The organism is Bacillus sp. M6-12, from assembly GCF_002860285.1.
GTDB lineage: Bacteria > Bacillota > Bacilli > Bacillales > DSM-1321 > Peribacillus.
Map to the genome: position 1 here is coordinate 43,136 of NZ_PGVF01000028.1, position 15,012 is coordinate 58,147.

Genomic DNA, 15,012 nt, shown 5'->3' on the forward strand with positions numbered 1-15,012 from the left:
TCTAGGGGGCAACAAATACAATGACCATGCAAAATGACATTGAGAAGGTTTTAATTTCGGAAGAAGAAATCCAAAAGAAAACGAGAGAACTAGCCGAACAGCTGACAAAGGAGTATCACGATCGCTTTCCGCTCGCGATTGGAGTGCTGAAAGGTGCGATGCCGTTCATGGCAGACCTGCTGAAGCATGTTGATACCTACCTTGAAATGGATTTCATGGATGTATCCAGCTATGGCAATTCCACAGTATCCTCAGGTGAGGTTAAAATTATTAAAGACCTGGACACCTCTGTAGAGGGCCGGGATATTTTAATTATTGAGGATATTATCGACAGTGGTCTGACTTTAAGCTATCTCGTAGAGCTTTTCCGCTACAGGAAAGCGAAGTCGATCAAGATTGTTACGCTTTTGGATAAGCCAACAGGAAGGAAAGCAGACATTACAGCTGATTATGCTGGATTTATCGTACCTGATGAATTTGTTGTCGGATACGGCTTGGATTTTTCAGAGAAATACCGTAACCTTCCGTATATTGGAGTGCTAAAGCCGGAAGTTTATCAAAATAATTAAGCAGGAAAACCGCAGGAAATTAGCTTTTCGATTAGGGTGAAATTTCAGTGTTTTATAATTGTATTCACCCGAATTTATATGATAATATTTTAAATAGTTTGTTTACCTGGGAGGAGGTAAGGGATGAATCGGATTTTCCGTAATACTATATTTTATTTACTTATCTTTTTGGTCATCATTGGAATTGTAAGTATTTTCAATAACAATAATGAACCTGCTGAGAATATAACCCAGGATCAGTTCTTTAAATATCTTGAGAATGGGGAAGTTGTAACTTTATCCATGCAGCCCGAACGATTTGTTTATGAAGTAAAAGGGCAGCTGAAAAATGCGGAAAAAGATAAACATTTCTTAACGTATGTTACAAACAGCAATAACGCTGTGGAACGCATCGATGAAGCGACAGCTGAAAATAACGTAAAAGTGGAAGTGCTGCCTGCTAAAGAAACAAGCGGCTGGGTAACATTCTTCACTTCCATTATCCCGTTTGTCATCATCTTTATTCTGTTCTTCTTCCTGCTGAACCAGGCGCAGGGCGGCGGAAGCAGAGTAATGAATTTCGGGAAAAGCAAAGCAAAGCTTTATAACGATGATAAAAAGAAGGTACGATTCAAGGATGTAGCTGGTGCAGACGAAGAAAAGCAGGAACTAGTCGAAGTGGTTGAATTCCTGAAGGATCCCCGTAAATTTGCAGAGCTTGGTGCACGTATCCCTAAAGGTGTCCTTCTTGTTGGACCGCCGGGAACTGGTAAAACCTTGCTGGCAAGAGCGGTGGCAGGTGAAGCAGGAGTTCCGTTCTTCTCCATCAGCGGATCGGATTTCGTTGAAATGTTCGTAGGGGTCGGTGCATCCCGTGTTCGTGACTTGTTTGAAAATGCAAAGAAAAATGCTCCGTGTATTATCTTTATTGATGAGATTGATGCGGTTGGACGTCAGCGTGGCGCCGGTCTTGGCGGAGGCCATGACGAGCGTGAACAAACACTTAACCAATTGCTTGTTGAAATGGATGGATTCGGTGCCAATGAAGGCATTATAATTGTTGCCGCTACCAACCGGCCTGACATCCTTGATCCGGCATTATTGCGTCCTGGCCGTTTTGACCGCCAGATTACTGTTGGCCGTCCCGATGTAAAAGGCCGTGAAGCCGTATTGCAGGTGCATGCCCGCAACAAGCCTCTAGCTGACAGTGTAGATTTAAAAGCGATTGCAACACGTACACCAGGCTTCTCAGGTGCTGATCTTGAGAACCTTCTAAATGAGGCAGCGTTGGTTGCTGCCCGTCAGGATAAAAAGAAAATAGATATGTCTGATCTGGATGAAGCATCGGATCGTGTAATCGCAGGGCCTGCAAAGAAAAGCCGTGTAATATCTAAAAAAGAACGCAATATTGTTGCGTACCATGAAGCGGGCCATACTGTAATTGGTCTTGTGCTCGATGAGGCGGAAACAGTTCACAAAGTTACCATCGTTCCTCGCGGCCAGGCTGGGGGATACGCTGTAATGCTTCCTAAGGAAGACCGTTTCTTCATGACAAAGCCTGAGCTGTTAGACAAAATCGTCGGCCTTCTTGGCGGACGTGTTGCTGAAGAAGTCGTCTTTGGGGAAGCAAGTACTGGGGCCCATAACGATTTCCAGCGTGCAACAGGGATTGCTAGAAGAATGGTGACAGAGTTCGGAATGAGCGAAAAGCTTGGGCCGCTTCAATTTGGCCAGTCCCAAGGCCAGGTTTTCCTTGGACGCGATTTCAACAATGAGCAAAACTATTCAGACGCAATCGCTTATGAAATTGACTTAGAGATTCAGCGCATTATCAAGGAATGTTATGAGCGTGCTCATAAAATCCTTAATGAGCACAGAGATAAGCTTGAAATCATAGCAAAGACATTGCTTGAGGTTGAAACTCTTGATGCAGCTCAAATTAAGCATCTAGCAGATCATGGTACTTTGCCAGAACGGGATTACAAAGCTTTAAATGGCAATCTAGACAATGATGATGTGAAAGTTAACATTAATACAAAAAAAGAGGCGTTGCTGAAGCCTTTGGAAGAAAGAAACCCTGAATCATTAGAGGTTACTCGTGATGATTCTGCGGACCAAACTCCTCCAATTGCGGAAGGCCGCCCGCAGGATAAACCTCTGTCTTTCCCGAATAAGGATGACAAGAAGGACCTGTAATAGAATCAATTCAAAAGGCATTTCCAATTTGGAAATGCCTTTTTTCGTGTAGTTCAAACAGACTCAGACTGTTTAGTAATAATGGATACATTTACAGCCAGAAGTTTGCTTCGCGGTTACTCCAACTTAGTTGTGCCGGATATCAACCCAAAAACAAGTAAACTTGTTTCTATAACTGTAACCATGTGCGCATGTTGGGGTACGTTAAAGTTAGAAGCTTTTTCACGAGTGAAATAATATTGGGATATGGTATGATGTGGGAAGATGTTTTTTATACTGATGGGGATATCTTTTTTTAATAAAACTAAGGAAAAAAATTTTTTAACCTTATGTCACCTTACTGCTTTTTCTGTCATGCTTTTCTTGCTTGGGCAACGTCTGTATACTACATCGTGTGGGCCTCTATATCTTGACGGCCTCTTAAAATACGGTGAGCTTTCATAAAATTTTCCGGAGTGGTGAAAACAATGATTTTTGTATTAGATGTCGGAAATACCAATACTGTATTGGGTGTATATGAGAATGATCATTTAAAATATCATTGGCGGATAGAGACAAATAGAAATAAGACCGAAGACGAATACGGAATGGTCGTCAAAGCACTTCTTGAGCATGAAGGGCTTTCGTTTAAAGAGTTTGACGGAATCATTATTTCTTCTGTTGTTCCTCCCATAATGTTTTCGTTGGAGCGTATGTGCCAGAAGTATTTCGGAATTAAACCGCTAGTGGTTGGACCGGGAATTAAGACTGGACTAAATATTAAATATGAAAACCCAAGAGAGGTTGGGGCAGACCGTATAGTTAATGCGGTGGCAGGGATACATGAATACGGAAGCCCGCTTATTATCGTGGATTTTGGGACAGCCACTACGTATTGTTATATTAATGAGGACAAACAATACATGGGAGGGGCGATCGCACCGGGAATCGGCATCTCTACAGAAGCACTTTATACAAAAGCCGCTAAGCTGCCGCGTATAGAAATTGCCCGCCCTGATGATATCATTGGAAAGAATACCGTTGCTGCCATGCAAGCGGGCATCGTGTACGGTTATGTCGGACAGGTCGAAGGTATTGTAAAGAGAATGAAAGCACAAAGCGGACCGGAGCCAAAAGTAATTGCAACCGGCGGACTGGCAACGCTGATATCAAAAGAATCGGATATCATTGATATTGTTGATCCATTTTTAACATTAAAGGGCTTACAGCTTATATACAAAAGAAACACATAAATTACATGTATCGCAGCGCGAATATGCAAAGGAGAGAAACAAATGAAGGATTATTTAATTAAAGCACTAGGCTATAACGGCCAAGTCCGTGCATATGCCGTTTCATCAACGGAAACTGTGGGAGAGGCTCAGCGCCGGCATTATACATGGCCGACTGCATCGGCTGCATTGGGACGCTCCCTGTCAGCCGGCTTAATGCTGGGTGCCATGTTAAAGGGCGAAGATAAATTAACGATTAAAATTGATGGAGGCGGTCCAATTGGGGCCATACTTGTCGACAGCAATGCAAAGGGCGAGGTAAGAGGCTATGTCACCAATCCTCAAACTCATTTTGACCTTAACGAACATGGGAAATTGGATGTTAGAAGAGCAGTAGGAACGGAAGGAATGCTTTCTGTTGTTAAGGATCTAGGGATGCGCGATCACTTTACAGGCCAGGTTCCCCTTGTGTCAGGAGAGCTGGGTGAGGATTTTACTTATTATTTGGTAACATCCGAGCAAACGCCGTCCTCAGTTGGCGTAGGAGTTTTAGTCAATCCGGACAATACCATTCTTGCTGCTGGCGGTTTTATTATCCAGCTACTTCCGGGGGCGGAGGAAAGTACAATTGCAGAGATTGAGCAGCGGCTGCAGACGATTCCGCCGATATCAAAAATGATTCAGCAGGGACTGGCTCCAGAACAGGTCCTTGAGCAAGTTCTTGGAGAAAATAATGTTCAGATTTTGGAGAAAATGCCTGTGCAATTTAAATGCCAATGCTCTAGGGAACGGATAGAGAATGCTCTGGTAAGCTTAGGAAAAGATGAAATCGAAGATATTATTGAAACGGAAGGCAAGGCTGAAGCGCAATGCCACTTCTGTAATGAAAAATACCAATTTAATAAAGAAGAACTGGAAGAATTAAAGGAAGCAGCGAAATAACGGGGGAAAAGAATGTTATCTCGAAAAAGGCTTTGGTTAATTATAGCTGGCCTGATCTTGTTGAATATCGGAACATGTATCTTTTGGGCGGGAAAATCTCAAACTGCCGCCTCTTTTAACGGTGAACAAGCAGCATCTGTTAATGGAAATGTAATTTCCCGTGAACAATGGCTGGCAGAGCTGGAAGAAAGGTATGGAAAAGAAGTTCTCGAAGAAATGATTAATCAGGAAGTTATTTTTGAAGCAGCCAAGAAATATAAAATTACCATTTCCGATAGTGAATTGGACCGTGCTGTTAAAATCATGAAGACAACGTATGCTGTTCAGGAATTAAAAGATGACGACAATGATAAAAAATTAAGACAGCAGGCTAAATCAAGCCTGCTGCTTGAAGAACTTTTAACAAAAGACGTACTCATTTCCGAAAAGCAATTAAAGAAATATTTTGAAGAAAACCGCAGTCAATTTAAAATCCCAACTTCCTATCGGTTGTCTCAAATCATTGTAAAAAAGAAGGAACAAGCAAAGCAAATCAGTGAAGAGCTTAAAAGCGGTTCCAGTTTTGCTGTTTTAGCCATGGAAAAATCGACCGATGACTTCACTGCCAGTCAGGGAGGTCATTTGGGATACATATCAGCTGGAAGTGAAAGAGTTCCCGATAACTATTTAGTGGAAGCAGAGAAAATAAAACCAAATAAATGGAGCAGGCCTTTTAAAACGGAAGAAGGCTGGGTCATCATCAAACTTCACGAACGGATTAAGGGCCAATCGTATAGTTTTATGCGAGTGAAAAATCAGATTCGGAGGCAAATCGCACTGGAACAAATGAAAGACAGTGTTTCTGCTAAAGTTTTCTGGGATGAAATGAAAGTGGAATGGTTTTATGGTGAAGGTACCGGCATATAAATTGGAAAAAGAATCTGAAATTTAGGATATTTAAATTGACTTTTTTCCTATGAAGCGATACATTGTAGATAAAACCAATAAAAATACTCGGTATTAGGAGTGATTACATGTCTCGTGTAGCTAATTCAGTAATTGACTTAATCGGACAAACGCCTATTGTTAAGTTGAATCGTCTCGTAGATGAAAATAGCGCTGATGTATATTTGAAATTAGAGTATATGAATCCAGGAAGCAGTGTAAAGGACAGGATCGCGATGGCGATGGTAGAAGCTGCTGAAAAAAGCGGTAAGCTTAAGGATGGCGATACTATTATTGAACCAACCAGCGGAAATACTGGTATTGGTCTTGCAATGGTAGCTGCTGCAAAGGGATATCGTGCAATCCTGGTAATGCCTGAAACAATGAGCATGGAGCGCCGCAACCTGCTTCGCGCATATGGAGCTGAACTTGTGCTGACTCCAGGACCTGAAGGTATGGGTGGAGCCATCCGTAAAGCGGAAGAATTGGCAAATGAAAATGGTTACTTTATGCCTCAGCAATTCAAAAATGAAGCTAACCCAGAAATTCACCGTAATACAACGGGTAAGGAAATAGCAGAGCAAATGGATCAGCTTGATGCGTTTGTTTCCGGTATAGGTACTGGCGGAACGATCACAGGTGCAGGCCAAGTGCTTAAAGAGAAGTTCCCTGAAATTAAAATAGTTGCGGTTGAGCCAGCAGATTCACCTGTGCTTTCAGGCGGCAAGCCTGGCCCGCATAAGATCCAGGGCATCGGTGCCGGTTTCGTTCCGGACATTCTTGACACGGAATTATATGATGAAATTTTACAGGTTAAAAATGATGAAGCCTTTGAATACGCTCGCAGAGCTGCCAAAGAAGAGGGCATTCTCGGCGGTATTTCTTCCGGTGCAGCTATTTTTGCAGCCCTTCAAGTAGCGAAGAAGCTTGGAAAAGGCAAAAAGGTATTAGCGATTATCCCGAGTAATGGTGAACGTTACCTTAGCACACCTTTATACCAATTTGATGAAGAATAATAAAAAGTGCAAAGTTCCAAAGGGGACTTTGCATTTTTACTTTTAGTGAGTTATTTTGGTCATTAAGAGATTGATCCTGAGCTAAATGGGACGGCAACAAGTTTCTTTTGCAGGCCGGTTTGGCTTTTTTATAGAAATTTTCACCTGTACTTAGTAAACTCAAATTATCGGAAAAATAGAATGATAGCAAACAAATATCGGGGAGATGACCGCATTGCCGCAAAGACGATTATTCGCAAGAAAGATTCCATTTGCCTCAATGGACTTGTTTGATACATATAGAAAACTGTCTGCCGATTTACCCCGACACATTCTGCTAGAAAGCGGAAGGGGAGGACAATATAGCTTAATTGGATTAAATCCGTCTGCTATTCTGGAAGGGAAAGACGGAATCCTCCAAATTATACATAGAGATGGTATGAAAGAAACAATGGAGGGTGATCCGTTACTATCCATGAAAAAGTGGATGGCTCCGAGGAGAATCGAAAAGCAGGCTGGATATCCTGATTTTCAAGGAGGCGCTATCGGATTTCTTAGCTATGACTATATCCGTTATATCGAAGATCTCCCAGCCGCAAGTAAAGATGATTTAAAAACCCCTGATTTATATTTTTTAATCTATGATGAGGCGGCAGTTTTTGACCACAAAGAAGAGGTTCTCTGGCTGCTGCATGCGGGTGAGAATGAATTAGCCGCGGAGAAATCCCTTGATGTTATGGAGAAGCACTGGAAGCGACATGCTGAAATAAAGGAAGTAAGTAAAACCAAAACCACTTCGGAGAAATTGAAGGATGATCTAGCTGTGTCGATGAAGGCAGAGCAATTCCATAAAGCGGTGGAACGAGTGCGGGAATATATCGCCCAGGGAGATGTGTTTCAGGTCAATTTATCGGTCAGGCAATCAAAGGAGCTATCTGTACCTGCAATCGAAGTGTATGAATGCTTAAGAGAAATAAACCCTTCTCCTTATATGGCGTTCCTTCAGACACCGGAATTCCAGGTAGTCAGCGGTTCTCCGGAGCTGCTGATTAAGAAACAGGACCACCTGATCAGTACCCGTCCGATTGCGGGTACGCGTTCACGAGGGAAAAACCCCGATGAGGATGAACATCTTGCGAACGAGCTGATCCAGAATGACAAAGAACGGGCAGAGCATGTGATGCTAGTGGATTTGGAGCGTAATGATCTGGGGAAAGTAAGCAAATTTGGCACTGTACACGTAAATGAATTCATGACGATTGAAAAGTATTCCCATGTTATGCATATTGTTTCAAACGTTCAGGGACAGCTGAAAGAATCAGAGGATGCATACAGTGCTGTAAAGGCTGTTTTTCCTGGTGGAACCATCACCGGGGCCCCTAAAGTTAGAACGATGGAGATCATTGAGGAGTTAGAGCCTGTTAGAAGAGGCCTGTATACAGGGTCAATTGGCTGGATCAGTGATTCGGGGGATATGGAACTGAATATTGTAATCAGGACAATGGTAGCCAAGGATGGTGTTGGGCATGTCCAGGCTGGCGCAGGTGTTGTCAATGATTCTAATCCGCGTTATGAATACAAGGAAGCCTTAAAAAAGGCGGCTGCGATGTGGAAGGCAAAAGAAGAAGCAGAAAGCAGACATGTGAGCAAAGGGGTTACATCATGATTGTAATGATCGATAACTATGACTCGTTTACTTATAATCTTGTCCAGTATCTTGGGGAGTTAGGAGAATCCTTGCTGGTAAAGCGCAATGATAAAATAACTATTAAAGATTTAGAGGCACTTCATCCGGACTTTTTAATGATTTCCCCTGGACCATGCACACCTGATGAAGCAGGCATAAGCCTAGAAGCCATTGAACACTTCGCGGGGAAGGTGCCGATATTTGGTGTGTGTCTAGGGCATCAGGCGATCGGACAGGTCTTTGGCGGTGATGTCGTAAGAGCAGATCGTCTAATGCACGGGAAAACGTCACCCATCTTTCACGATGGACAAACTATTTTTGCGAGTATGCCAAATCCATTCCAGGCAACACGGTATCATTCCTTAATTTTAAAGAAGGAAACCCTGCCGCAATGCTTTACTGTTTCCGCTTGGACGGAGGAGGGGGAGATTATGGCTATCCGGCACAAAGAACTTCCGGTGGAAGGTGTACAGTTTCATCCGGAATCAATTATGACCGAAAAGGGAAAACAGTTATTAGCCAATTTTCTTGAGCTCCATAAATCTTACAAAGCAAAATCATTGCAACAGAGCTGAACCTAAAAGCTGAAATGGGAGAAATAAGACTATGTATATGTTTTGTAATGGAGCAATAGTGAAGGAAAGTGAAGCAAGGATTTCTCCCTTTGACCACGGTTTTTTATATGGACTCGGTGTTTTTGAAACATTCCGGCTGTATGATGGCCATCCTTTCCTTCTTGACGATCATCTTGATCGCCTGAATGCCGCTCTTAAGGAATTGAATATAAGCGGTAACGTTGACAGGGAAGAGATTACCGGAATTCTTGATAAGCTGATTTTGGCAAATGGTTATGATAATGCCCGAATCAGGCTCAATGTTTCGGCAGGAAATTCCCCAATGGGACTCCAAACATCCCCTTTTAACAATCCCAATATGCTTGTTTTTATGAGTCCAATTAGTATGGAGGATATATTATTAGAGAAAAAAGCGGTTCTTCTGAAAACTCCTCGAAATACGCCCGAGACTGGAGTGCGGCTTAAATCTCATCACTTCTTAAATAATATTGCCGCCAAACGGGAAATTTCGGACCAGCCAGGAACAGAGGGCATCTTTTTAACTGAAAATGGATTTATTGCTGAAGGAATAATTTCTAACATTTTCTGGGTAAGTAATGGCACGATTTATACACCCGACCTCAGTACAGGAATTTTGAATGGGATAACCCGACAATGGATAATAGAGTATGCTTACCATATTGGTCTCCGTTGCGAGGAAGGTTTTTTTACTCCAGCGGATCTAAAAAGAGCAGATGAATTGTTTTATACGAATTCGATTCAAGAAATTGTTTCGGTGTATTCAATTGATTCAGGTAGCCGTTTTCAAGGAAAAAGCGGGCCGGTAACACGCAAGCTTTATGAGGGCTATCAGCGTTTTAAAAAACAAATTTCGAGCAGGAATGAACTTCACACCTACGGGGAGATTTTATGATAAATAATACAGTCATTCAATTTGGAAATCACACATTAGACTATGGGAAAAAGACCCTTGTAATGGGAATTTTAAATGTTACACCTGATTCCTTTTCCGATGGTGGCAGGTACAATCGTATTGATGCTGCACTTGAGCATGCGCGGGAAATGATCAGGGAGGGTGCAGATATTATTGATATTGGCGGAGAGTCAACGCGTCCGGGTTTTGACGCTGTACAGCTGGAAGAAGAATTGGAAAGAGTCATTCCGGTCGTTGAAAGAATCGCTGGCGAACTCGATGTGCCTATTTCGGTGGATACCTATAAAGCGGAGGTTGCAAGACAGGCCATCAATGCAGGGGCTCATATTATAAATGACATATGGGGAGCAAAGGCCGATAGCGGAATGGCCAGAGTAGCTGCCGAATTAGAGGCTCCAATCATTCTGATGCACAACCGAAGGGATATGGATTATCAGCATTTTATCCGGGATGTTATCAATGATTTATATGAGAGCATTGCGATTTGCAAAAATGCCGGGGTTAAGGATAATCAAATTATTTTGGATCCGGGAATCGGATTTGCTAAAGATCTTCAACAAAACCTGGAAATGATGCGGAACCTTGAGAAACTTACGGGACTGGGGTATCCTGTCTTGCTTGGTACATCACGTAAATCAATGATTGGAAAAGTTTTGGACCTGCCGCCTGAAGAAAGAATGGAAGGAACAGCAGCCACTGTTTGCTTTGGGATACAGCAGGGCTGCCAGATTATTCGCATTCATGATGTAAAAGCTATGGCCCGGCTCACTAAAATGATGGACGTGCTTATGGGGAAGGAAGGCAGTAATGGATAAAATTTATGTAAATGAAATGGAGTTTTATGGCTACCATGGGGTTTTTCCAGAAGAAACCCGGCTGGGGCAGCGGTTTCGGGTGAATTTAACAGTTGAACTTGACCTCTCTAATGCGGGCAAAACGGACAATCTCGAATTATCCGTTAATTACGGGGAGTTATATGGACTTGCAAGGGAGGTTGTGGAAGGGCAGCCATTCAAGCTTGTAGAGTCCATTGCTGAAACCATTGCCGCAAAAACATTACAAAGATTTCCGCTGATCGAATTTTGTACAGTGCAGGTGATTAAACCTGATCCTCCGATACCTGGGCATTATAAATCAGTAGCTGTTGAGATAAGAAGGGGACGGTAAGGTGAAAAACATTGCATACTTATCCATCGGCTCTAATATAGGAGACAGGGCAGAGTATTTACTAAGTGCTGTTAAAAGTCTTAATGCAGACCCGAGAATAGAAGTTACTAATATTTCTTCTCTCTATGAGACAGATCCTGTTGGATATACCGAACAGGAGTGTTTTTTAAATGCCGTTGTGGAAATGAAAACCACTTGCGAACCAGAGGAATTACTGAAGATTTGCCTTGAAATAGAGAAAAAACTTGGAAGAAAAAGGGATGTTCGGTGGGGTCCGAGAACAATAGACCTTGACATTTTACTCTATAATCAAGAGAATATTGAATCAGAGACCCTTTTTGTGCCTCACCCTCGTTTAGAAGAGAGAGCGTTTGTCATCATTCCATTATTGGATTTAGTGGATCCGGGGTTTGTACTTCCGATGAGAAACCAGCCGTTAATTGCTATTCTTGATCATATACAAGGTAAAGAAGGAGTTCGATTATGGAAGCGGAGAAATGGGGAAGACGTATACGCGCTTTTCGAAAGCTGAAGGGATTTACACAGGAAAGCTTTGCGAAAGAAATTGGTGTTTCTGTATCGCTCCTTGGTGAAGTAGAAAGAGGGAACAGGGCACCAACAGAAAACTTTTTGACAGAGGTTGCTGAAATGCTGAACGTGTCAATCGACGAACTTCGGCCGCCTGTTGAGAAATAGAGAATATTCTTGGTCGTCCTGAGTTTTTTTCTTTTCTCGGCGAACGTGGCTTGATATAATCCGTTGGGGATTTACCTACAATGATATGTTAATAGTAAAAGCAGAGGAGGACACACCATGTTAAAAATTGGCGATATCGAAATGAAGAATCCAGTTGTTCTTGCGCCGATGGCAGGGGTATGTAACTCTGCATTCCGTTTAACGGTAAAGGAATTTGGTGCAGGCCTGGTTTGTGCAGAAATGGTCAGCGACAAAGGCATTATTAATAAAAATGAAAAGTCATTGAATATGCTTTATATAGATGAAAGAGAAAAACCGCTTAGCCTGCAGATCATGGGTGCTCAAAAGGAATCACTTGTTGAGGCTGCCAGCTTTGTAGATAAAAATACAAATGCGGATATCATTGATATCAATATGGGATGTCCAGTTCCAAAGATCGTCAACTGTGATGCAGGAGCTAAATGGCTGCTTGATCCGGACAAGATCTACGAAATGGTATCTGCAGTAGTGGATGCTGTGGACAAACCTGTTACAGTAAAAATGCGCATGGGCTGGGATGAAGATCATATCTATGCAGTGAGAAATGCCCAGGCTGTAGAACGTGCCGGTGGTGCCGCTGTGGCGCTTCATGGAAGAACTCGTGTTCAGATGTACGAAGGCAAAGCAAACTGGGACATTATTCGCGAAGTAAAGAATTCGGTAAATATTCCTGTTATCGGAAATGGTGATGTGGAGTCGCCGCAGGATGCTGAAAGAATGCTAAGAGAAACAGGAGTTGACGGCGTAATGATTGGCCGGGCAGCGCTTGGAAATCCGTGGATGATTTACCGTACTGTAAAATATCTTGAAACAGGCGAACTGATGGATGAACCAGGGGTACGTGAAAAGATGGATGTGTGCATCCTGCATATGGATCGTCTGATTGCATTGAAAAACGAATACATCGCTGTACGCGAAATGCGCAAGCATGCAGCTTGGTACCTAAAAGGTGTCCGAGGCAATGCAAAGGCAAGGAAGGGCATTAACGAGTGCAATACCCGTGAGGATGTACTTAAGCTGCTTTACGGATTGGTCGAAGAAGTCGAAGCAAAAGAACAAAATATTCAAATGGTGTAATATTTGACATTAACGGCCCATTTTCCTATAATACGCTTAAAATAAAAACTGCCAGTACTTCTGGCAGTTTTTATTTGTAAAGACGGATTTTTTTGCGGGAAACACTGTTCGATTCTTTTACTTTGTGTAAAAATAATAAAAGATTGCAAAGTTCGGTTTCGGACTGTCTATATAATGCTCGATTAAGAAGATGGAGATGATTACATGAGTGAAGAATTGAACGACCAGCTCAGGGTGAGGCGCGAGAAAATGCAAAGCATGCTCGACAATGGCCAAGACCCATTTGGACACCGTTTTGAACGCACCCATCAAGCTCAGCAGCTTGTGAATGAATATGGGGAGTTAAGTAAAGAGGAAATCGAAGAAAAGAATTTAACCGTTACTGTAGCCGGCCGAGTGATGACTAAACGGGGCAAAGGCAAGGCGGGATTTGCCCACATTCAGGATATTAGCGGACAAATACAAATTTATGTTCGTCAGGATGCTGTCGGGGAAGAAAGTTATGCAATTTTTGATCAGACTGATTTAGGAGATCTTGTGGGTGTGAATGGAACACTCTTTAAGACGAAGGTTGGAGAACTATCCATCAAAGCTGAGAGCTTTTTCTTCTTGACAAAAGCGCTGCGTCCGCTGCCTGATAAATTCCATGGCTTGAAGGATGTTGAAGAACGCTATAGAAAGCGCTATGTTGACCTGATTACAAATCAGGAAAGCAAAAACACATTTATTATGCGCAGCAAAATTGTACAAGCGATGCGCCGTTACCTGGATAATCAGGGATACTTAGAAGTTGAGACTCCAATGATGCATTCTATAGCAGGTGGAGCGGCAGCCCGACCGTTTGTTACGCATCATAACGCTCTTGATATGGAGCTGTTTATGCGAATTGCAATAGAGCTCCATTTGAAGAGATTGATTGTCGGCGGAATGGAAAAGGTATATGAAATTGGCCGCGTCTTCCGTAATGAAGGGGTTTCTACAAGACATAACCCTGAATTTACAATGATAGAGCTGTATGAAGCGTATGCAGATTACAAAGACATTATGAGACTGACGGAAAATCTTGTAGCACATGTAGCACAGGAAGTATTAGGTACAACAACGGTAACCTATGGTGAATATGAAATTGATCTGAAGCCGGAATGGAAAAGACTTCATATGGTTGATGCAGTAAAGGAATACACTGGAGTGGACTTCTGGAAGCAGATGACTAAGGAAGAAGCACACGCTCTTGCTAAAGAACATGGTATCGACGTAAAAGAGAACATGGAATTCGGGCATATTGTCAACGAGTTCTTTGAACAGGTTGTTGAAGAGAAATTAATCCAGCCTACTTTTATATTCGGTCATCCTGTTGAAATCTCGCCATTGGCAAAGAAAAACGAAGATGATCCACGTTTTACGGATCGTTTTGAATTATTCATTGTTGCCCGCGAACATGCAAATGCCTTTACTGAACTAAATGATCCAATTGATCAGCGTCAGCGATTTGAGGCACAGCTTGTAGAGAAAGCACAGGGTAACGATGAAGCTCATGAAATGGATGAAGATTTCATTGAAGCTTTAGAATACGGCATGCCTCCAACAGGAGGACTTGGCATTGGGGTAGATCGCCTCGTTATGCTGCTAACCAACTCACCATCTATCCGTGACGTACTGTTATTCCCGTTAATGCGCCACAGGTAAGATCATAAAAAAGCCGCATAGTCTATGCGGCTTTTTATTATAAGTACAAAATATTAAACAGGAATATTATTCTAGTAAAATTTATCTTTTATGCTATTGCAATGATAATGAATTGGTGTTATATTATTTCTTGTCGCTGAGAAACGGAGCGCCACTCAATTAACACCGAATAAGGTTTAAAAAAAGTGTTGACTCATTATCAAAACGATGATAATATTATTAAGTCGCTGCGGCGACAGTAATTGCTCTTTGAAAACTGAACAAAACAAAGCGCCAACGTTTTAAGTAATAGTGAGCACACACTAAAAAAGCACATGAGCAAGTCAAATTCTATC

General features: G+C 42.3%; 15 protein-coding genes. All 15 read left to right on the forward strand.

The features are described 5' to 3' along the window. Positions 1-26 precede the first annotated feature (26 nt). The 15 genes from hpt to lysS all read left to right on the forward strand — a co-directional run bounded on the left by hpt (position 27) and on the right by lysS (position 14,677). A complete protein-coding gene (gene hpt / locus CVD28_RS24305) occupies positions 27-569 on the forward strand; it encodes a hypoxanthine phosphoribosyltransferase (RefSeq protein WP_101597309.1) in 543 nt (180 codons plus the stop codon). 123 nt (positions 570-692) lie between these two features. Next, a complete protein-coding gene (gene ftsH, locus CVD28_RS24310) occupies positions 693-2,744 on the forward strand; it encodes an ATP-dependent zinc metalloprotease FtsH (RefSeq protein ID WP_101597293.1) in 2,052 nt (683 codons plus the stop codon). 467 nt (positions 2,745-3,211) lie between these two features. Further along, positions 3,212-3,976, forward strand: a complete 765-nt coding sequence (locus CVD28_RS24315; protein ID WP_101597294.1) for a type III pantothenate kinase — start codon at positions 3,212-3,214, stop codon at positions 3,974-3,976. A 42-nt stretch (positions 3,977-4,018) separates the two neighbouring features. Continuing rightward, positions 4,019-4,897, forward strand: coding sequence for an Hsp33 family molecular chaperone HslO (hslO, locus tag CVD28_RS24320; RefSeq protein ID WP_101597295.1), 879 nt, complete (start codon positions 4,019-4,021; stop codon positions 4,895-4,897). A 12-nt stretch (positions 4,898-4,909) separates the two neighbouring features. Further along, complete coding sequence (locus tag CVD28_RS24325) at positions 4,910-5,803, forward strand: peptidyl-prolyl cis-trans isomerase (protein WP_101597296.1); 894 nt, start codon at positions 4,910-4,912, stop codon at positions 5,801-5,803. Positions 5,804-5,910: 107 nt separating this feature from the next. Further along, a complete protein-coding gene (gene cysK, locus CVD28_RS24330; protein WP_101597297.1) occupies positions 5,911-6,837 on the forward strand; it encodes a cysteine synthase A in 927 nt (308 codons plus the stop codon). A 214-nt stretch (positions 6,838-7,051) separates the two neighbouring features. Continuing rightward, positions 7,052-8,482 carry an anthranilate synthase component I family protein gene (locus CVD28_RS24335; RefSeq protein WP_101597298.1) on the forward strand — a complete coding sequence of 477 codons (1,431 nt, stop codon included), beginning with the start codon at positions 7,052-7,054 and terminating at the stop codon, positions 8,480-8,482. Next, positions 8,479-9,078 carry an aminodeoxychorismate/anthranilate synthase component II gene (gene pabA / locus CVD28_RS24340; protein ID WP_101597299.1) on the forward strand — a complete coding sequence of 200 codons (600 nt, stop codon included), beginning with the start codon at positions 8,479-8,481 and terminating at the stop codon, positions 9,076-9,078. The genes CVD28_RS24335 and pabA overlap by 4 nt, the downstream gene beginning before the upstream one ends. A gap of 31 nt (positions 9,079-9,109) precedes the next feature. Next, positions 9,110-9,991, forward strand: coding sequence for an aminodeoxychorismate lyase (pabC, locus tag CVD28_RS24345; protein ID WP_101597300.1), 882 nt, complete (start codon positions 9,110-9,112; stop codon positions 9,989-9,991). Then, positions 9,988-10,827 (forward strand): dihydropteroate synthase, encoded by an 840-nt coding sequence (gene folP, locus CVD28_RS24350; RefSeq protein WP_180954301.1) that lies wholly within the window; start codon positions 9,988-9,990, stop codon positions 10,825-10,827. The genes pabC and folP overlap by 4 nt, the downstream gene beginning before the upstream one ends. Then, positions 10,820-11,179: a dihydroneopterin aldolase gene (folB, locus tag CVD28_RS24355; RefSeq protein ID WP_101597301.1), complete on the forward strand. Its 360-nt coding sequence runs from the start codon at positions 10,820-10,822 to the stop codon at positions 11,177-11,179. Before folP ends, folB begins: the two co-directional genes overlap by 8 nt. Before the next feature lies 1 nt (position 11,180). Then, positions 11,181-11,711, forward strand: coding sequence for a 2-amino-4-hydroxy-6-hydroxymethyldihydropteridine diphosphokinase (gene folK / locus CVD28_RS24360; protein ID WP_101597302.1), 531 nt, complete (start codon positions 11,181-11,183; stop codon positions 11,709-11,711). Continuing rightward, positions 11,663-11,875: a helix-turn-helix domain-containing protein gene (locus tag CVD28_RS24365; RefSeq protein ID WP_101597303.1), complete on the forward strand. Its 213-nt coding sequence runs from the start codon at positions 11,663-11,665 to the stop codon at positions 11,873-11,875. The genes folK and CVD28_RS24365 overlap by 49 nt, the downstream gene beginning before the upstream one ends. Positions 11,876-11,992: 117 nt before the next feature. Then, positions 11,993-12,991, forward strand: a complete 999-nt coding sequence (dusB, locus tag CVD28_RS24370; RefSeq protein ID WP_101597304.1) for a tRNA dihydrouridine synthase DusB — start codon at positions 11,993-11,995, stop codon at positions 12,989-12,991. A 204-nt stretch (positions 12,992-13,195) separates the two neighbouring features. Then, positions 13,196-14,677 carry a lysine--tRNA ligase gene (lysS, locus tag CVD28_RS24375; protein WP_101597305.1) on the forward strand — a complete coding sequence of 494 codons (1,482 nt, stop codon included), beginning with the start codon at positions 13,196-13,198 and terminating at the stop codon, positions 14,675-14,677. Positions 14,678-15,012 lie beyond the last annotated feature (335 nt).